Raw genomic sequence first — 18,654 nt, forward strand, 5'->3', positions numbered from 1 at the left:
ACGGGCACGCGTGAGGCGATGGGCACCCGTGAGGCGACGGTGCGCGTGACGGTGACGGGCGCGTGAGGCGCGGGGTGACGGGAGCGTGAGGCGACGGGTGCGCGTGACGGTTTGGGGGGCCGGAGTGGGGAGGGGGGCGCTGGCCGCGTCTGGGGTGGCGGATGCGGGTGAGGATCACGGCCCGTGCCCCCGGGGCCGGAAGCGGTTCGGAAGCGGTTCGGAAGCGGTGCACGGCTGGCACCGGAAGCAAGGCCGCTGATGCCCTGGGACCATGACGACGTCACCAGCGGCCCGGCACGTCTCCGTCGCCGCGGCCCGCGCTGCTGCCGGTGCCGGTGCCGGTGACGCCGGCGGTGCTCACGCCGGTGCCGCCGGTCCGCGAGGTGCGCAGGAACCTGCCGAGCTCGGACAGGTCGGTCCTCTCCAGGTCGGCCGGACGGATCACGACGCGCAGTTCCGGCGCGGTCGTCGGCTCCCGGCGGCAGTGCGCGGCGAAGCTCTCCACGATCATGATCAGCAGCTGGGTGCGGTCGAGTTCCACGACGCGGGCCAGTCCGGAGCCGATCAGCGGGATCGCGACCGGCTTGTACATGCCGTACCGGGCGACGGCCGGCCAGAGGGCGTCCAGGCCGGCCCGGAGTTCGGCCGGCGCGGAACGGGCGACGAGGTCGTTGCCGAGCCGGGAGTAGGCCACGGCGAAGACCCGGCGGCCGTCGACCGGCAAAGGGACGGTGGTGCCGAGCGGGTAGCGGACGCGCCGGCCGCGGGGCTTGTCCTGCGGCCGTTCCGTGCACAGCGGGGTGAACGCCTTCAGCCCGGCCTGGATCCGGTCGTCCAGCAGCTTGCGCTCGCCGCCGAACAGCCGCTCCACCAGTTGCCCCTGCACGCTCTCCCGGCTGATCACGAGGTCCTGCTCGGTGGCGGTGTCGAAGGTGTCGGTGAACCCGACCACGAGATTGGCGTCCTGCTGGTCGAACAGATCGCCGCGCACCACCACGAGGTCCCCCGCGCCGGGGACCGGCTGCCGCAGCAGTTCCTGTCCGTGCCGCTCCCGCAGCCGGGCCCGCAGGGAACCGAGCAGTTCGGCGACGTCCTGGTCGTCCGGCCGCTCCCGGGCCATCCGTTCCGCGACCGGCAGGGCGAGGTCGTGGCGGCCCAGGTCCACACGGCTGCGGATCAGCTGGCGGCGGGCCGTCTCGTGCAGTGCGGTGAGCCGGTGGATCAGCGGCTGGGCGAAGTCCTCGTCGCCCACTTCGGCCAGCGGACGGCCGCGGACGAGGCCGAGCGCCGCCGCCAGCCGGTCGGCGGCCGACGCGGGAGGCGCGAGCAGCGCGGAGTTGACCAGGTCGGTGAACTCCGCGCAGTCCAGCTCGTCCGGCCCGAGCACCAGCCGGTACGCGGTCTCGGGCGCCGGTGCGGCCAGCAACTGCTCGGTGCGCAGCACCCGGGCGGCGTCCCCGTTCTGGGCGGGGTCGAGGGCACGGCGCAGTTCGAGGACGCGCTTTTGCACGTCGTTGCGGTGGCGCCCGGACTGGTGCGGCTGCTCGCCGGCGACCGCCCACACGTCCCGGTGCAGCCGGCGTACCGGCACGGGTTCACCCTCCGCCACCACCAGGCGGACCAGCAGGCGTGTGGTCAGCGGGGTCAACCGGACGGGCGCGCCGTCGACTTCGAGTTCTGCCGGTCCCAGGACGCTCACACGGATGCGCGCCATACAAGTGGTCTCCACTCGCTTCACTCTCTCCCGCCGAGCGGTGACGGGGGAGGTTTCGGCAGCGTATCAATCGTCCGTTTGGGGGAGTTGTGTATTCGGTCGGTTCGCGTCGGGCCGGTCCGGTCGTACGTCGTCCGTCGCGGCGGAGCGGCCGGCCGGGCCCCGGGAGACGGCGGGGCCGTGGCGTCCGCCGCGGGCCGTTCGGCGGGCCGCGGACCCGGCGGGTGTTCGCCGGCAGTGTGATGGCGGCCTTCGGCGGAGTGTCGGCGGTCGTCCAGTTCGTCGGGCAGCTGTGGCCCGCGGCCATTCCCGCCCCGGGCCCGGTGACGGCGGCGTCGGCGCTGCTGTGCCTGGCCTGGGGTGTGCTGCGCAGCCGGCCGACGGTGGCCGTGCGCCAGGAGTTCCGGCGGCCGCAGATGGCCGTGACGGTCGGTCCCGGCGACCTCTTCGAGGAGTCCGCCCACCTTGTCGTCGGGTTCTGCGACACGTTCGACACCGACGTCCGCGACGGTGTCGTCATCAGCGGCGCCAGCGTGCAGGGACAGTTGCTGGAGCGCCGGTACGACGGTGACGCGCGGCGGCTGGACGACGAGCTCGACGCGGCCCTGCGCACGGCCGTGCCGGTCGCCCGGGAGTCCCGGCAGGACAAGCCGTACGGCAAACTGGGCCGCTACCCGGTCGGCACGGTGGCGGTGCTCGGCAGCCGGCCGCGGCTGGTCTTCGGGGTCGCCTACAGCCGGATCGGCAACGACTGCGTCGCGCGGTCCAGCACGGAGGAGCTGTGGCTCAGCCTCAGCCGGGTGTGGGACGCCGTCTACCGGCACGGCCAGCTGGACTGCGTTGCCGTGCCGCTGATCGGCTCGGGGCTGTCCCGGCTGCACGGGCTCGACGAGGAGAGCCTGCTGCGTCTGATCCTGCTCTCCTTCATCACCCACTCCCGGGAGCGGGTGATCTGCCGCGAGCTGCGGGTCGTACTGCGGCCCGCCGAACTGGAACGGGTCGACCTGGCGGAGGTCGCGGCGTTCCTCGGGGTGCTGGCGGCGGCGGATTCCGGCGGTGCGGGATAGAACGGGGACGGGCGGGGGCGCCCGGGGGAGGGGCCGGCCCCCGAGGGCCTGCCGGTCCCTCGGCGGGGCGCCGGACCCCGGACGCGTTCCGTGGTGGCTGGACGCGCCCGGGGGCCGGTTGCGCCGGTCCCCCGATCGGCGCCGGATCCGCCGGGCTACGGCCGGCGGTGGTAGGCGGAGAAGTGCTGGAAGGGGTAGGTGTGGCGCCAGTCGGAGCCGGTGTCGTTGACCGTGCAGCCCGCCAGCTTCAACCGCTCCACGACCTTGCCGAGCGCCGTTTCCGAGCCGTCGAATCGGATGACGTTGCGGCCCGCGATGTCGGCGATCGGCCGCAGGCCGCCGACCTCGACGATCAGCGTGCGCTCGGGGTACGCCATCAGCACCATGCCCAGTTCGATCAGGACGTTCGGGCGGGGCTGGCACACGGGCCGGGTCTCGTGGTCGGGCTCGTTGTGCCCCCGCAGGTCCGGGTGGAGTGTGACGATGTCGTCCGGCGTGAGCAGGACGAGCGCCGCCTGGGCCTGAGCGGGGGCGGCGGCCACCACGTCGCCGAGGAAGGGGGAGGCGTGGCCGGTCGCCCGGACCAGGTCCTCCCACTCCTTGGGGCGCAGATCGAGCCGCCGCAGCAGCTCGTACATCTCGCGCCGCACCTGGTCGTCGCGGCCGTGGACGACGAAGACGCTCCGCGCCCGGTCGGCGTCACCGGGCACCGCGGCCGGGCCGTGCCGCCATCCGCCGGCGTGCGGCGGCCCGGCCTGGCCGGCCTGGCCGGCCAGGCCGGATGGGCCGGACGGAGCGGGCCGTACCGGGGAGTTGTCGCCGAAGGTCTGGGTGGTGTCGGTGTTGCCGACGCTCTGGTTGCCGCCGAGGTTGTTGTTGCCGCCCGGACCGAAGCTGTTGCCGTGGAACCGCTGGCCACTCATGCCGGTCGTGCCTCCCTGGTGATGCCGGAGTTGTTGCCGAACGTCTGCGTGGTGCCGGTGTTGCCGACGCTCTGGTTGCCGCCGAAGTTGTTGGTGCTGTGGGCACCGAAGTTCTGCTGGAGGATGTTGGTCTGGTTGGCCTCGTGCTCACTGGTGTCGACGTCGTGGTCGCACAGGAAGTCGCCGACGATCTGCAGCAGATGACGCTCGATGATCTGGATGTACTTGATCGCGTCGGTCTCCTGGAAGAAGTGGTGGAAGTCGCTGTTGGGCGCCAGTTCGCGGACGCTGGTGAGTGCGCCGCAGTCCACGACGGTCAGCGCGTAGCGGCCGAGCCGGAACTCGCTGGTGTCCGCCGGCTGGCGCACCAGCGCCCGGACGGTGTCGGAGCCGGAGCGGCTGGGCAGCCGTTCGCGCAGCGGGTTGGTGATCAGCCGCAGGAGTTCGCCGGGCGCGCTGCGGGTCACGTCCCAGGCGATGCGCCACATGAGCCTGCCGTCGATCGTGGCGGGCAGCCGGTCGGCGAGGTGGAAACTCTCCGGCACGGGACCGAGCACGTAGGTGTAGAACTCCGTGTGCAGTGTGCTGCCCTTGATGTCGAAGCCGATGAACACGGAGGTCACCAGCTCCTGTTGCCACGCTCCGATCCGGATGCACAGGTACTCGCGACTGGCGTCGTAGTCCTCCCGCCAGTGCTCGCCGGTGTGGTCGGGGCCGGGCGGGTCGAGGAGCGCGGCGAGGGACTCGCTGCCCTCGGTCGTCCGGACGGCCTTGGCGAACCGGCGCCGGTCGATGGAGAGCAGCTGGATCCGGTCGCTGGGGGCGGGCTTGGTACGCAGTTCCTCGAGCATCTGCTCGCAGACGCGGCCGGTGATGTCCTCGACGGTGAAGGGGATGACCGGCTTGCGTTCCGCCGGTCCCGGGTCGCCCGCGCCGTTCGCGGGCCCGTGCCGGGCGGGGACGTGCCCGTTGAGCAGTCCCTGGCCGAGTGCGCCGCCGCGGGACACCGGGGCGCCGAGCAGGAGTTCCGCGTTGGCCCACCGCCGGATCGAGTGGCCCGCGCCGACGAACGGCTTGTAGCCGCCGTAGTACACCGTGCCGGAGGCCTGCTCCCGGTCGATCTTGCCGACCAGTTCCGGGGTCAGACGCGAGGTCATCGGGTAGCCGCCGACGAATCCCGTCCGGTCGTCCGCCGGCGGCGCGAGGTGCTCGGCGAGGGTCTGCAGGATGGCGAGCCGGCGCAGGAACATCGTGGCCCAGGCGAGCCAGAAGACGAACAGGGCCGCCGAGAGGCCGCTGAGCAGTCCCGCCGCGAGCAGCAGCGTGATGACGGCGGTGCCCGCCCCGAGGGCGATCAACTGGTTGCGGCGCAGGTTGTGGGCGGCGAGGGCGTGCGCCAGCACGGGCGCCGCGTCGTAACCGTAGGAGGGGGCCACCACCCGGTACCGGTGGGTCAGCAGCTCCCGGATCACGGCCTTGCGGTAGACGGGGTCGAGGTAGGTGCCCGCGCACAGCAGCCGGGTGGCGTTGCTCGTCGCGTCCGGGGGCGGCGGCGGGGCGGCGTGGGTGGTCATGGCTGCTGGTTCCCTTCCCGCATGTCCGCCGAGGTGATGACGCCGTCGGTCACCGTGTAGGTGCCCTCGTACGTCGTCCGCGTGCCGTCGGACTCCTGGGCCACGACCCTGAGCGACACCTCGTCGCCCGCCGTGCCGGTCACGGTGACCTCGTCCCGTACGGTCGTCTCGAAGCCCGCGACGAAGTGGTCGTAGTCCTGGTCGAGGTTCTTGCCGCCCAGCTCCCAGGCGGTCGCGAAGTCGCGCTCGTTGATGGCCTCGAAGTACGCGGTCACCGTCGCCTGCGGGCCGTCCTCGGCCGTGAACGGGGAGTCGGCGGGGCCGTCGGTGGTCGTGTCCTCGGTGGCCGGGCCGTCGGTGGTGCCGTCGAGGGGCTCGTCGGTCGTCCCGTCGTAGGCCCCCTCGGTCGGTGCGCCGTTCGTCTCCTCGGCCCAGGGCGGGGTGTCCTCGTCGGCCGGGCCGCCCCAGCCGTCCGGATTGGTCCCGTCGTCCGTGGTCCCGCTGCCGTCCGTTCCGTCCAGCCAGTCCGGCAGGGCACCGCTGTCGTAGAGCCCGTCGCCGGCGGGCCCCCCGTCGTCGCGGCCGGTGGCGGCCAGTACGACGGCCAGCACGACTATGAGGACGAAGGGGATCGCGATGACGGTCAGGGCCTGGTTGCGTACGTGGCCGGGCGCGAGGGCCAGCCCCGGTGCGGGGTAGGTGCCCCGGGCCCTCCGGGGGCTCCCGTCACTCCGGGGGCTCCCGTCGCTCCGGCCGCCTGGCGGAACTCGTGTACTACTCATCTGTCACCTCATTGCCGCCGGTATCCGGCTGAGCGGATACGGCACGCGCCCCGAGTGGGCCGATGTGCCATGTGCATCGCCTGATCCGACCAGGGTCAGCGCTTCCGGAACCAGTTTTCGCGGCTTCCGATGCGCTTCCGATCGGCTTCCGGTATGAGGTGAGTCCCGGACGCCGGCCACTGGGCGATCCCGAGGGATCCGTCCTCCCCTCCCGCCCTCCCGCACGCACGCCCGCAAGCACGCACGCCCTCCCGCAAGCACGCACGCCCAGCACTGCCCCGGCGGCCTGCCGACGACGCCTCCTTGACGCCCTGTTGGCGCGTTCGTGACGGCCGCCCGGCATCCAGGTGCCGGTGAACGCTGCCGGGAACCGGCAATGCGCGAGGGGGAAACGGTCGTACATCATGGGCGTACGGGGAGCACTGCGGGGGGTTTCCGGCATCGGAGCCCGACCCGGCACGAGTGCACCGGTCACACCAGCCGGAGTCGGGAGGGAGCGGACGATGTCGATGACCTTCCGGTTCGTCCGGCCGCTGCACCGGCCCTCCCCGGACGAACCCGGCCCTGCGGGCCGCGCCGCGTCACCCGACCGCCGCGCCGCCTGACCCGCTTCGCCTCCTCTGCCTCACGCCACTCCCTCACCGTCTCTTCGGCCGGGACCTCGGCGCGGCCGTCTCCTGCCTCAGCCGTCCCTTGTCCCAGCCGTCTCCTGCCGTAAGGACGTATGCCATGGAAGTCATCGGGGTGCTCGCCCTGGTCTGTCTGCTCGTCGTCGCCGTCGTGCTGTTCGGCGTCTCGCGGCTCTTCCGCAAGGTGGAGCAGGGCAAGGCGCTGATCGTCTCGAAGATGCGCAAGGTGGACGTGACCTTCACCGGCCAGGTGGTGCTGCCGGTGCTGCACAAGGCCGAGGTCATGGACATCTCGGTGAAGACCATCGAGATAACGCGGGCCGGCAAGGAGGGGCTGATCTGCCGGGACAACATCCGCGCGGACATCCGCATCTCCTTCTTCGTCAAGGTCAGCAAGACCGCCGAGGACGTCGTCAAGGTCGCCCAGGCGGTCGGCACGGCACGCGCCAGCGACCGGAACACCCTTCAGGAGCTGTTCCACGCGAAGTTCTCCGAGGCGCTGAAGACCGTCGGCAAGCAGATGGACTTCACCGACCTCTACACCAAGCGCGAGGAACTGCGGTACCGGATCATCGAGGTCATCGGCGTCGACCTCAGCGGGTACCACCTGGAGGACGCGGCGATCGACTACCTGGAGCAGACGCCGCTGAACCAGCTCGACCCGGCGAACGTCCTCGACGCCCAGGGCATCCGGAAGATCACCGAGCTGACGGCCGTGGAGCACGTACGCACCAACGAGGCCCGGCGCACGGAGGAGAAGGAGATCACCCGGCAGAACGTCGACGCGCGCGAGGCCGTGCTGGAGCTGGAGCGCCGTCAGGCGGACGCCGAGATCAAGCAGAAGCGCGAGATCGACACCACCCGGGCCCGTGAGGAGGCCGAGACGGCACGGGTGATGGAGGAGGAGCGGCTGCGTGCGCAGGCGGCCTTCCTGCGCACGGAGGAGCAGCTCGGCGTGCAGCGCGAGAACCAGGCCCGTGAGGTCGCGGTCGCCGCGAAGAACCGCGAGCGGGTCATCGCCGTGGAGAACGAGCGCATCGAGAAGGACCGCATGCTGGAGGCCATCGGCCGCGAGCGGGAGACCGAGCTGACGCGGATCGCCGCCGAGAAGGAGGTCGAGGCGGAGAAGCGGGACATCGCCGAGGTCATCCGCGAGCGCGTCGCCGTGGACCGTACGGTCGCCGAGCAGGAGGAGTCCATCAAGAGGCTGCGGGCCGTCGAGGAGGCTGAGCGGCAGCGGCAGGCCGTGATCATCGCCGCCGAGGCGGAGGCCCAGGAGCGGCTCGTCAAGGACATCAAGGCCGCCGAGGCCGCCGAGCAGGCCGCCACGCACCGTGCCGCCGAGGAGCTCACCCTGGCCGAGGCCCGGCTGAAGAGCGCCGACCTCGACGCGCGGGCCAAGCTGCGGACGGCCGAGGGGCTCCAGGCCGAGGCAGCCGCGGAAGGGCTGGCGGCCGTCCAGGTCCGCGACAAGGAGGCCGAGGTCATCGAGAAGGCCGGCCGCGCCGAGGCCGAGGCGACCGAGGCCCGGATGCGCGCCGAGGCCGAGGGCGCCCGTGCCAAGGCCCTGGCCGAGGCCGAGGCCATCGGCGGGAAGCTGAAGGCGGAGGCCGCCGGACTGACCGAGAAGGCCGCGGCGATGGCCGCCCTGGACGACGCCTCGCGCGGACACGAGGAGTACCGGCTGCGTCTGGAGGCCGAGAAGGACATCCGGCTCGCCGGACTGGACGTGCAGCGGCAGGTCGCCGAGGCCCAGGCCACCGTGCTCGCCACCGGGCTGGAGAACGCCGACATCGACATCGTGGGCGGCGACTCGGTCTTCTTCGACCGCCTGATGTCCTCGATCTCGCTCGGCAAGGGCGTCGACGGGTTCGTGAAGCACTCCGAGACGGCACAGGCCCTCGCCGGCCCGTGGCTGGACGGCTCGTCGAGCTTCCCCGACGACCTGACCCGCGTCCTCGGCTCGGTCTCCACGGCCGACGTGCAGAACCTGACGGTCTCCGCGCTCCTCATGAAGCTGATGAAGTCGGGCGGCACCGACGCCGGGCAGGTGCAGCGGCTCCTCGACCGGGCGGGCGAACTGGGTCTCGCCGACACCCCGCTCACCGCCCTGAACGGCGCGGCCCGGGTCTGAACCGCCGCCGGGTGCCGAAGCCGCCGCACGGGGGTCGGCGGTTTCGGCACCCGCCTCCTGGAAGCTCCTGGAAGGGACGAACGATCATGGCCACCGCACCGGAGACGGCCCCGCACGACGCCGCCGACGCAGGCGCGTACGAGGTGCTGCGCGACCGCCTCGCCGCGCAGGCCGCCGAGCTCACCCGGCGGACCGAACACCTCAACACCCGCCGGGTGGAGGAGTTCGGCTCGGCACGGCTCGAACTGGCCGGCACCGAGCGGCTGCGCACGGAGCACCCGGGCGTGCCGTGCGACGTCGTCGCCGTCGGGGACACCCTGCTCCTCGGCTCCACCGGCCGGCCGGGCCGCCGCCCGCAGACCGCGGTGGCCGACGTCTTCACGCTGTACGACCGCGACCTGAACCGGCTGCCCGAGCCGGCCGTGCCGGGCCTGCTCGACGACCCGTCCTTCGTGCGGGAGTTCGCGGACCTGCACCGCTACTACCGGCAGGCCCGCCTGCTGCGGCTGCGCTCCGTCGACGGCAGGCTGCTCGCCGTCTTCCGCACCGGCGAGAAGGCGGACGACATCCGCGTGCTGCGCTGGACGCTGTCCGAGGACGGGCGGGCGGCGGCCTTCCTGGACGCGCGGGGCGAACGCGACGACGTCTTCCCCCCGTCCCACGACTTCGAGTGGACCGCGGCGACCCGCGAGGACCACGTGCTGGGCCGCCACCCGCACGTGGCCGTCCAGGGCGAGCTCTTCGTCGCCGCCGTCGGCGGCACCCTCACCGTCAAGCTGGACGACGACACCGAGACGGGCGAGGGCATCCACAGCGAGCCCGTCGACGAGCCGCTGCAGGCGCTGGCCGACGCCGACATCGCGCACGCCCGGGTCGGCGCACTGATCCTGCTGCGCGTCCGGCCCTACAAGGAGGACACCGACCGCTACCTGGTGTTCAACACCCTCACCAGGTCGGTGGTCCGCATGGACGGCATCGGCCTGGCCTGCCGCCGGCTGCCCGACGGCCAGGGCATCGTCTTCCCCGGCGGCTACTGCCTGGCCACGGGCGCCCACAAGACGTACGAAATGGACACCACGGGGCTGGAGTTCGAGCGGGAGACGCGCTCGCCCAACGGCGAGGACGTGCTGTTCGCCTTCCACGCGCGCGGCGAGAGCCGGGGCCTGCTGCTGTCGTACAACACGATCCGCAAGGAGGTCGCGAACCCCCTGCCGTGCCGGGGCTGGGCCCTGGCGGACGACGGCACCTTCACGGTGCTGCGGGCGGACGGCGACGAACCGGCCCAGGTGCACCCGGTGCAGCTGTGGCACTCGCCCTACGTCTCCGACACCCACGCCGCCACCGCGCCCACCGGGAGCGGCCCGCTGGCCCGGGTGGGCAACGCCGACCTCGTACGCGGCATCGCCGCCTGCCTGTCCGTCGCCGGCGCCGTCGGCGAGGGCATCACCACGGCCGAGGGCTACCGGGCGCTGGCCGCCGCCTGCGTGCGCGCGGCCGACGGCCACCACTGGCTGGGCGAGGACGACCTGGGCGGCCTGGCCGGTGTGCTGGCGGCGGTACGGGAGACCGCCGAGCAGGTACTGGCCGAGTTCGAGACCGTACGGTCGCTGACCCGGCAGGCCGCCGAGGCCCGCGACGAGGCCGCCGAGCGGATCGCGGCGGTGGTCCGCAGGCTGCGCGGCGAGGCGCCCCGCCAGGCCGCGGCCTGGGTGCGCGGCCTCACCGAACTGCGGCGCGCCCACGGGCACCTGCTGACCGTCAAGGAGATGCGGTACGCCGACGGCCCCGGCATCGACGCCCTCGCCGAGGAGGCCGGGACCGCCCTCGCCGACCTCGGACAGCGCGCCGTGACCTTCCTCGCCCGCGAGGACGCCTTCGACACCCAGCGCGAGGACGTCGAACGGCTCGTCGCCGACGCGGAGGCCGTCACCACCGTCGCCGAGGCCGGTCCCGTCGCCGCCCGGATCGACGAACTCGCCGACGGGCTGCGCACGGTCACCGACGTCGTGGCCGAACTCGACATGGGCGACGCCACGGTCCGCACCGCCCTGTTGGAGCGCGTCGCCGCCGTCCTGGGCGGCGTCAACCGCGCCCGCGCCACCCTCGACGCCCGCCGCCGCGCCCTCCTCGACCACGAGGGCCGTGCCGAGTTCGCCGCCGAGACGACACTGCTCGGCCAGGCGGTCAGCTCCGCGCTCGCCGCCGCGGACACCCCCGAGCGGTGCGACGACCAGCTGGCCAGGCTGCTGGCCCGGCTGGAGGACCTGGAGTCCCGCTTCGCGGAGTTCGACGCCTTCCTCGGCGAACTCGCGGACCGGCGCACCGAGATCTACGAGGCCTTCGCGGCCCGCAAGCAGGCGCTCTCCGACACCCTCGCCCGCCGAGCCGAACAGCTCGCCGTCTCCGCCACCCGGATCCTCGGGACGATCGCCAGACGGTGCGCCACGCTCGCCGACACCGACGCGGTCAGCACCTACTTCGCCTCCGACCCCATGGTGGCCAAGGTCCGCCGCACCGCCGAGGAACTGCGTGCCCTCGGGGACACCGTCCGGGCCGAGGAGCTCGACGGCCGCCTCAAGTCGGCCCGCCAGGAGGCGTCCCGCGCCCTGCGCGACCGCACCGACCTGTACGCCGACGACGGCCGCACCCTGCGCCTGGGCACCCACCGCTTCGCCGTCAACACCCAGCCCCTCGACCTCACCCTCGTCCCGGACGAGGACGGACTCGCCTTCGCCCTCACCGGCACCGACTACCGGGCGCCGGTCACCGACCCCGGCTTCGCCGCCACCCGCCCGTACTGGGACCGCTCGCTGCCGTCGGAGTCGCCCGGCGTCTACCGCGCCGAACACCTCGCCGCCCGCCTGCTGCGCGAACACGGCCCCGGCGTCCTCGCCTCGGCCGACGACCTGCCCGCCCTCGTCCGCGAGGCCGCGCAGGAGGCGTACGACGAGGGCTACGAGCGAGGCGTGCACGACCACGACGCGACGGTCGTCCTCACCACACTGCTGCCCCTGTACGAGAAGGCCGGGACCCTGCGCCACGAGCCGGGCGCCCGGGCCGACGCCCAGCTCTTCTGGTCGCACGGCACCACGCCCGAGGCCCGCCAGACGTGGACCCGGCGGGCCGTGTCCCTGGCCCGGGCGCGGGACACCTTCGGCCTGTCCTCAGCGATCGCGGACCTGGAGGCCGAACTGGCCCGGGCCATCGGCGCGTGGAACCCGCACGCCGAGGACGCGGCCGGTGCCGCCGCCTGCTACCTCTTCCACGAACTGACCGGCACCCCCGACGGCTTCGTCCTCGGCGCGGGCACGCGCACGCTCCTGGAGAAGTTCCGCCGCACGGTGGGCGATCCCGCCTTCGACGAGGACCTCGCCGCGCTCGACGACCTCGCCGCCCGCAGGCAGCTCGCCGAGGCGTGGCTGTCGTCGTACGCGGCCGCCACCGGCACGGACCTCACCCCGGGCGACCTCGCCGAGGCGGTGGCCGCCGAACTCTGCCCGGACCTTCCCCGCTACCACGGCGAAGCACCGCCGGCGGCCACGGCGGAGGGCCTGCTGGGCACGCATCCGCGCGTCACCGGAGGCCGGCTGCCGCTGCGGCTGGACGAGTTCCTCGCCCGTACCGCGCGCTTCGCGGCGCTGGACGTGCCCGCGTTCCGCGCCTACCAGCGGCGACGGACGGCCCTGGTGACGGCGGAACGCACCCGCCTGCGCCTGGACGACCACCGCCCGCGCGTCATGTCCGCCTTCGTCCGCAACCGCCTCGTCGACGAGGTCTACCTCCCGCTCATCGGCGACAGCCTCGCCAAGCAGCTCGGTGCCACCGGCGACACGAAGCGCACCGACACCGGCGGCCTCCTGCTGCTCCTGTCCCCGCCCGGCTACGGCAAGACGACCCTGGTCGAGTACGTCGCCGACCGCCTGGGCCTGATGCTGGTGAAGGTCGGCGGCCCCGCGCTCGGCCACACCGTCACCTCACTCGACCCGGCCGACGCCCCGAACGCCACCGCCCGCCAGGAGATCGAGAAGATCAACTTCGCGCTGGCCTCCGCGAACAACACCCTGCTCTACCTCGACGACATCCAGCACACCTCGCCGGAGCTCCTCCAGAAGTTCATCCCGCTGTGCGACGCCACCCGCCGCGTCGACGGCGTGTGGGACGGCCGGCCCCGCACCTACGACCTGCGCGGCAAGCGGTTCGCCGTCTGCATGGCCGGCAACCCGTACACGGAGTCCGGCGCCCGCTTCCACGTCCCCGACATGCTCGCCAACCGGGCCGACGTATGGAACCTGGGCGACGTACTGACCGGGAAGGAGGACGCCTTCGCGCTCAGCTTCCTGGAGAACGCGCTCACCGCGAACCCGGTCCTGGCCCCGCTCGCCGGCCGCGACCGGGCCGACCTGGAGCTGCTGGTGCGCATCGCCTCCGGCGACCCCACCGCCCGCGCGGACCGCCTCGCCCACGCCTACCCGCCGGCCGAGTCGGAGCGGATCCTGGCCGTCCTGCGCCACCTCCTCGCGGTCCGCGAGACGGTGCTGGCCGTCAACGCCGCCTACATCGCCTCCGCGGCCCAGGAGGACGGCACCCGTACGGAGCCGGCCTTCCGGCTCCAGGGCTCGTACCGCAACATGAACAAGATCGCCCAACGCATCCGCCCGGTCATGAACGACAGCGAGCGCGCCGCCGTCCTCGACGACCACTACACGGCGGAGGCCCAGGCACTGGCGCACGGAGCCGAGGCCAACCTCCTCAAGCTCGCCGAACTGCGCGGCACCCTCACCCCCGATCAGGCCGCCCGCTGGGCCGAGGTACGGGCCGCCCACGTCCGTACCGCCACCCTGGGCGGCCCCGAGCACGACCCCGTCACCCGCGCGGTCGCCGCCCTGGGCCTCCTCGCGGACCGGGTGGCCGCCGTCGAGTCGGCCATCACCCGCGCCGCCGACCCCCGGCACCTCCTCGCCAACCCGGACCGCTCGGGGTGACCGCGCCGGCCGTCGCGGGCGTGCCCTCGGGAGACGGCGAAGGGGCCCGTACTCACCAAAGCGCGAGGTGAGTACGGGCCCCTGCGGAAGCCGGTCCGCGTGAGGCGGTCCGGGTAAGGCGGTCCGCGTAAGGCGGTCAGACGGTGCTCTTCGCCGACTCCTGGTCTTCGTCGTCGTCTCCGGTGCTCCCACCGGCGTTCCGGGTGCGGACGAACTCCAGGAAGGTGTTGAGTTCGCGCTTGACGACGGGGGCGAGGAGATAGAGGCCGATGATGTTGATGACGGCCAGCGAGAAGAGGAAGGCGTCCGCCAGGTCGATCAGGGTCTGCAGCGTCAGCAGCGAGCCCGCGATGGCGAAGAGGGTGTAGACGACCTTGTACGTGATCTCGCTGGCCCGGCTGCGGCCGAAGAGGTACGTCCACGACTTGAGGCCGTAGTAGCCCCAGGTCAGCACCGTGGAGATCGCGAACAGCAGCACCGCGAGGGTGAGGACGTACGGGAACCAGGGCAGGACCGTCTCGAAGGCGTCGGAGGTGATCGTGACGCCACCGATCTCCTTGCCCTCGCGGGCCTCGCCCCAGCTGGCGGGGTCGGCGATGACGATGGTCAGCGCGGTCATCGTGCAGACGACGACGGTGTCGATGAACGGCTCCAGCAGCGCGACCAGGCCCTCACTGGCGGGGTGCTTGGTCTTGACCGCGGAGTGGGCGATGGGAGCGGAGCCGAGGCCGGCCTCGTTGGAGAACGCGGCCCGCTTGAAGCCGATGATCAGCGCGCCCAGCACACCGCCGACGACCCCCTGCGGGTTGAACGCGCCCTCGACGATGGAGACGACGGCGTCCGGCACGGCGGTGACGTTGACCAGGATCACGATCAGGCAGGCGAGGATGTAGATGCCGGCCATGGCGGGCACGAGCCTGCTGGTGACGTTGGCGATGGAGCGGATGCCGCCGAGGAGCACGATGCCGACGATCGCGGCGACCAGGATGCCGAAGAACAGGGCGCCGGCGGAGGAGCCCAGCGCGCCGTCCTCGCCGCCGGCGACCGAGACCAGCTGTGCGTAGGACTGGTTGACCTGGAAGAGGTTGCCGCCGAAGAGGCCGAAGAACAGGATCAGGAAGGAGGCGAGGACCGCGAGGACCTTGCCGAGCGTCTTGCCGTTCTTGCCGAAGCGCTCGGCCAGCCCCTTGGGGAGGTAGTGCATCGGGCCGCCGGAGACGGTGCCGTCGGCGTGCACCTCGCGGTACTTCACACCGAGGGTGACCTCGACGAACTTGGTGGCCATGCCGAGCAGGCCGCACAGGATCATCCAGAAGGTGGCGCCGGGGCCGCCGATGGAGACGGCGACGGCCACACCGGCGATGTTGCCGAGGCCGACGGTGCCGGAGACGGCGGCGGTCAGTGCCTGGAAGTGGTTGACCTCGCCGGCCGACCCCTTCTCGTCGTACTTACCCCTCACGACGTCGAAGGCGAGTTTGAACTTGCGGAGCTGGATGAATCCGAACCAGCTGGTGAAGACCAGACCGGCCACGACGAGCCAGGCGACGATGAGGGGCAGGTCGGCACCACCGACGGGGACGGTGTAGAAGACCACCTCCCCCAGCCACTTGGCTATGGGCTCGAAGAATCCGCTGACGGCTTCGTCTACGGACTGGGTGACGGAGTCGAGTGACACTTGGCTACCTCGATGACGCGGGGCTGGCGGGCTGGGGAGTCTCGCCGTATGAGCGGTCTATGAGCGAACGTCGTTGTCCGGTGGGCGAACCCGTGCGCACGAACCGGCTTCGGACCGTGATCGTCCCGGACTGTCGTGCGTGTGTGCGGGCCATCCCTCCGCAGTACGGCAGTCGGCCGATCCACCTGCGGAGTTGCGCCGTTCTACCACGTCTTTGCTGGAGCTTTAGTGACGTATCTCACGTCACGGTTCGTGACCAGCACAAATCCCAGCAGGTGAGACCGGACCGTTATCCGGGGCGCCGGATGCGTGCTATGGGCACGTACAAGTCGAGGGGTGCCGGGGCGGTCGAAGCCGACCTCGAGGCCGGTCAGGTCGCCGTCACCACGGCGAACGGTCCGGACGACGCGCTGCCGGCCAAGGTCGTCGACGACGCCGGCCGCGGGCTCGCCGGCCGAGTGGCCCGAAGGGCCCGCCCTTCGCGGCGTGGGCGCGTGCCGTGAGGAGCCGAGGCCCAGCCGTTTGCGGCGCGCGGAGCGGTGATACCCGGCAGGCGTCGAGCGAAGGGCTGCTCGGTGCCTGCTGTCAGAAGAAGAGGAGGGTGCTGTGACCACCACAGTCGACGACATGCTCCGCACCTACCCCGCCGATCTGGGCGAGGTGGACCGGGAGGCCATGGTCAGGTGCATCGAGGAGTGCATCGCCTGCGCGCAGGCGTGTACCGCGTGTGCGGACGCCTGTCTGTCGGAGGGCATGGTCGGTGATCTGGCCAAGTGCATCCGTACCGACATGGACTGCGCCGACGTCTGCGGCGCCACGGCCGCCGTCCTGTCCCGGCACACGGGATACGACGCCAACATCACGCGGGCCGTGCTGCAGGCCTGCGCCACCGTCTGCAAGGCGTGCGCCGACGAGTGCGCCGCCCATGCCGACACGCACGAGCACTGCCGGGTCTGCGCCGAGGCCTGCCGGCGCTGCGAGCAGGCGTGCAACGAACTGCTCGCCGGCCTGGGCTGAGGCGGCGGAGCACAATGCCGGGCGGGCCCCCGGTCCTTCGGGGGCCCGCCCGGCATTGTGCGCTGCCGCCCTGGGTCAGTGGTAGGCGTGGACGACGGCGTGGCCCTTGCCGCGGCCGATCATCCACTTGTTGACCGGCGTGGTGATCAGGAACGCCACGGCGAAGCCACCGAGCAGGGCGTACCAGAACAGCCCGTCCGACAGGTGTGCGTCCATCGCTCCCGGTGTCAGCGCGATGATGCCGTTGTCGACCAGTTCCATCACCGCGATGGAGACGGTGTCGGCGGCCAGGGCCACCTTGATCGCCGCCTTCAGGGACACCCCGGCGCGCACCACCGCGAAGAGGGTGAAGGAGTAGCCGAAGACGAAGGCCAAAGTGATGGCCAGGGCCATCGTCGGCACGTTGCCCCACAGCAGGGCGGTGCCGATGACCATGCCGAGGATCTCGCCGATGGCGCACCCGGTGAGGCAGTGCAGCGTCGCCTTCACCGCCGTCGCCCAGGTGGTGCCCTGGGCGTGTCCGCTGTGCTGCCCGCCGTGACCGTCGTGCCCGCCGTGACCGCCGTGGCCGCCGTGACCGCCGTGGCCGCCCGCAGGGGCGGCGTGGCCGTGCGCGGTACCGGAGTGGTGCGTGCTGTGGTCCATGACCTTCATCCCCATTCGACGTCCCGCAAGGCCCGGGTGGCCCTCCAGCCGGAACGCTATACCCCTAGGGGGTATTCCTGAAGGGCTTCGGACCTCCTGTGGGCCAGTGCGGGCCAGTGCGGGGCGTGGGCGGGGCATGTGCGGGGCTTGGGCGGGGCACGTGCGGGGCGTGTGCGGGGCGTGTGCGGGGCGGGCACCGCTCGTGCCCGACCCGCACCGACGTGACGGGGTCAGTCCTTGCCGAGCAGCTTGGTCATCTGCTCGATCTCCGCGCTCTGCGAGGTGATGATCTCTCCGGCCATCCTGGTGGCGGGGTCGTGGGCGCCGTCGGCCTGTTCGGTCTCCGCCATCTCGACCGCGCCCTCGTGGTGCTTGATCATCAGCTCCATGAAGGCGGTGTCGAACGCCTTGCCCGAGGCGTTCTCGAGCTCGGTCATCTCCTCGGCCGTCATCATGCCGCCCATGCCGTGCGCGGAGTGGTCCATCGCGCCCTCGGCGGGCACTTCCTCGCCCCAGGAGGTCAGCCACCCGGAGAGCGTCCTGATCTCCGGGTCCTGGGCCTTCTTGATGTCCGCGGCGAGCTTCTTCACTTCGGCCGACTGCGCCCGGCCGGGTGCGAGGTCGGCCATCTCGATCGCCTGGCGGTGGTGGGGGATCATTCCCTTCGCGAAGGCCACGTCGGCGGCATTGTGCTGCCCTTGCGAAGCCGAAGCGGAGCCCGAGGCTGGAGCGGAGGCCGGAGCGGAGGCGGTGGCGTCGCCGTGGCCGCCGTGTCCGGCCGAGCCGTCGCCGTCGGTGTCCCCGCCGCAGGCGGCCAGGACGAGTGCTGCCGCACCTGCGGCGACGACGGCGGCACTGCGGCGGACGAGTGAACGCTTGCGGATCATGGTGGTGCAACTCCTTGACGCGCCGTTCGGCGGCGCGTGGTGAGAACGGGTGTCAGGGCACGCGAAAGCGCGACACCCCCACCGGAGAAAACCGGGCGAGGGGCGCCGGGCGGGCGGCTCTATATCCGCAGGAGCTGGAGCTCGGAAAGGTCGGGCGGTGCCCGGCCGTCGTGCGGCGATCCCGGCAGCGCCTCGGCGGGCGCGGGTGCCGTGGGCGTGTCCGGCAGGGCGCCGGTCAGGGTGGGCGGCGTGTAGGCCGAACCGGTTCCGGTGGCCGCGCACGTCCCGTCGGCGTGATCGAGATGACTCGATCCACCGTCCGAGTGCGTGCATCCCCCGTTCGCGTGCGGAACGCCGTCGGCCGCGGCCATCACCATTTCGTGACCGGTACCCGTCTGTGCGGCCGGCACCGCCCCGGGGGCGAGGCCGTGCATGCCCAGTACGCCGGTCAGCACCGTCATCACCAGCAGCACGAGCAGCCGCCCGGCCGGGCGGCTGTCTGATCGGGTGCTCCTCGTCACGCGCCCATCGTACGATCCCGCACCGGAGCGGCAGGCGCGCCGGCGCGTGTGGCGGACAGTCCCGGGCGGGCTCGGACAGTCCCGGGCGGGCTCGGGGCGGGCTC

The 18,654-nt window shown here is 72.4% G+C and carries 13 protein-coding genes; 5 read left to right on the forward strand and 8 right to left on the reverse strand.

Annotation, left to right across the window (positions count from 1 at the left end):
* Nucleotides 1-280: 280 nt before the first annotated feature.
* The gene (locus tag ACZ4V1_RS04260; protein WP_468329114.1) at nucleotides 281-1,714 is read right to left on the reverse strand and encodes a macro domain-containing protein; all 1,434 of its coding nucleotides are present in this window, start codon (nucleotides 1,712-1,714) and stop codon (nucleotides 281-283) included.
* A 224-nt stretch (nucleotides 1,715-1,938) separates the two neighbouring features.
* On the opposite strand from ACZ4V1_RS04260, the gene ACZ4V1_RS04265 reads away from it, so the two are divergent.
* Nucleotides 1,939-2,781, forward strand: coding sequence for a macro domain-containing protein (locus ACZ4V1_RS04265; protein WP_468329117.1), 843 nt, complete (start codon nucleotides 1,939-1,941; stop codon nucleotides 2,779-2,781).
* 155 nt (nucleotides 2,782-2,936) lie between these two features.
* Here ACZ4V1_RS04265 and ACZ4V1_RS04270 read toward each other — a convergent pair whose 3' ends face one another.
* Genes ACZ4V1_RS04270 through ACZ4V1_RS04280 form a run of 3 tightly spaced genes read right to left on the reverse strand, consistent with a single transcriptional unit; the run spans nucleotide 2,937 to nucleotide 6,060 of the window.
* Entirely contained in the window at nucleotides 2,937-3,704 is a 768-nt protein-coding gene (locus ACZ4V1_RS04270) for a TIR domain-containing protein (protein ID WP_468329121.1), read from the reverse strand.
* Entirely contained in the window at nucleotides 3,701-5,278 is a 1,578-nt protein-coding gene (locus tag ACZ4V1_RS04275; RefSeq protein ID WP_468329124.1) for a hypothetical protein, read from the reverse strand. The genes ACZ4V1_RS04270 and ACZ4V1_RS04275 overlap by 4 nt, the downstream gene beginning before the upstream one ends.
* Nucleotides 5,275-6,060: a hypothetical protein gene (locus tag ACZ4V1_RS04280; protein WP_468329127.1), complete on the reverse strand. Its 786-nt coding sequence runs from the start codon at nucleotides 6,058-6,060 to the stop codon at nucleotides 5,275-5,277. Before ACZ4V1_RS04280 ends, ACZ4V1_RS04275 begins: the two co-directional genes overlap by 4 nt.
* Before the next feature lie 729 nt (nucleotides 6,061-6,789).
* Here ACZ4V1_RS04280 and ACZ4V1_RS04285 point away from each other — a divergent pair.
* Both ACZ4V1_RS04285 and ACZ4V1_RS04290 read left to right on the forward strand, forming a co-directional pair.
* On the forward strand, nucleotides 6,790-8,823 hold the full coding sequence (locus ACZ4V1_RS04285) for an SPFH domain-containing protein (RefSeq protein ID WP_468329130.1): 2,034 nt from the start codon (nucleotides 6,790-6,792) through the stop codon (nucleotides 8,821-8,823).
* 86 nt (nucleotides 8,824-8,909) lie between these two features.
* The gene (locus ACZ4V1_RS04290) at nucleotides 8,910-13,805 is read left to right on the forward strand and encodes a DNA repair ATPase (protein WP_468329133.1); all 4,896 of its coding nucleotides are present in this window, start codon (nucleotides 8,910-8,912) and stop codon (nucleotides 13,803-13,805) included.
* Between the two features lie 136 nt (nucleotides 13,806-13,941).
* On the opposite strand, the gene ACZ4V1_RS04295 is transcribed toward ACZ4V1_RS04290, so the two are convergent.
* Complete coding sequence (locus ACZ4V1_RS04295; RefSeq protein ID WP_468329136.1) at nucleotides 13,942-15,480, reverse strand: alanine/glycine:cation symporter family protein; 1,539 nt, start codon at nucleotides 15,478-15,480, stop codon at nucleotides 13,942-13,944.
* A 314-nt stretch (nucleotides 15,481-15,794) separates the two neighbouring features.
* Here ACZ4V1_RS04295 and ACZ4V1_RS04300 point away from each other — a divergent pair, with 314 nt between their 5' ends.
* Together ACZ4V1_RS04300 and ACZ4V1_RS04305 are read left to right on the forward strand one after the other, a co-directional pair.
* Complete coding sequence (locus tag ACZ4V1_RS04300; protein WP_468329139.1) at nucleotides 15,795-15,983, forward strand: hypothetical protein; 189 nt, start codon at nucleotides 15,795-15,797, stop codon at nucleotides 15,981-15,983.
* A gap of 103 nt (nucleotides 15,984-16,086) precedes the next feature.
* Nucleotides 16,087-16,497 carry a four-helix bundle copper-binding protein gene (locus ACZ4V1_RS04305; RefSeq protein ID WP_468329142.1) on the forward strand — a complete coding sequence of 137 codons (411 nt, stop codon included), beginning with the start codon at nucleotides 16,087-16,089 and terminating at the stop codon, nucleotides 16,495-16,497.
* 75 nt (nucleotides 16,498-16,572) lie between these two features.
* Here the strand turns inward: ACZ4V1_RS04305 and ACZ4V1_RS04310 are convergent, their stop codons facing one another.
* The 3 genes from ACZ4V1_RS04310 to ACZ4V1_RS04320 all read right to left on the reverse strand — a co-directional run bounded on the left by ACZ4V1_RS04310 (nucleotide 16,573) and on the right by ACZ4V1_RS04320 (nucleotide 18,550).
* A complete protein-coding gene (locus ACZ4V1_RS04310; protein WP_468329145.1) occupies nucleotides 16,573-17,142 on the reverse strand; it encodes a DUF4396 domain-containing protein in 570 nt (189 codons plus the stop codon).
* A gap of 230 nt (nucleotides 17,143-17,372) precedes the next feature.
* Nucleotides 17,373-18,029, reverse strand: coding sequence for a DUF305 domain-containing protein (locus ACZ4V1_RS04315; RefSeq protein ID WP_468329148.1), 657 nt, complete (start codon nucleotides 18,027-18,029; stop codon nucleotides 17,373-17,375).
* Nucleotides 18,030-18,148: 119 nt separating this feature from the next.
* The gene (locus ACZ4V1_RS04320) at nucleotides 18,149-18,550 is read right to left on the reverse strand and encodes a DUF6153 family protein (protein WP_468329151.1); all 402 of its coding nucleotides are present in this window, start codon (nucleotides 18,548-18,550) and stop codon (nucleotides 18,149-18,151) included.
* Nucleotides 18,551-18,654: the final 104 nt, after the last annotated feature.

This window comes from Streptomyces sp. NPDC028991 (genome assembly GCF_055564775.1).

Bases quoted from the DNA above. Each gene is read 5' to 3' on its own strand.
- ACZ4V1_RS04260 (WP_468329114.1), bottom strand. From the start codon at position 1,714: ATGGCGCGCATCCGTGTGAGCGTCCTGGGACCGGCAGAACTCGAAGTC.
- ACZ4V1_RS04270 (WP_468329121.1), bottom strand. From the start codon at position 3,704: ATGAGTGGCCAGCGGTTCCACGGCAACAGCTTCGGTCCGGGCGGCAAC.
- ACZ4V1_RS04275 (WP_468329124.1), bottom strand. From the start codon at position 5,278: ATGACCACCCACGCCGCCCCGCCGCCGCCCCCGGACGCGACGAGCAAC.
- ACZ4V1_RS04280 (WP_468329127.1), bottom strand. From the start codon at position 6,060: ATGAGTAGTACACGAGTTCCGCCAGGCGGCCGGAGCGACGGGAGCCCC.
- ACZ4V1_RS04285 (WP_468329130.1), top strand. From the start codon at position 6,790: ATGGAAGTCATCGGGGTGCTCGCCCTGGTCTGTCTGCTCGTCGTCGCC.
- ACZ4V1_RS04290 (WP_468329133.1), top strand. From the start codon at position 8,910: ATGGCCACCGCACCGGAGACGGCCCCGCACGACGCCGCCGACGCAGGC.
- ACZ4V1_RS04300 (WP_468329139.1), top strand. From the start codon at position 15,795: ATGGGCACGTACAAGTCGAGGGGTGCCGGGGCGGTCGAAGCCGACCTC.
- ACZ4V1_RS04310 (WP_468329145.1), bottom strand. From the start codon at position 17,142: ATGGACCACAGCACGCACCACTCCGGTACCGCGCACGGCCACGCCGCC.
- ACZ4V1_RS04315 (WP_468329148.1), bottom strand. From the start codon at position 18,029: ATGATCCGCAAGCGTTCACTCGTCCGCCGCAGTGCCGCCGTCGTCGCC.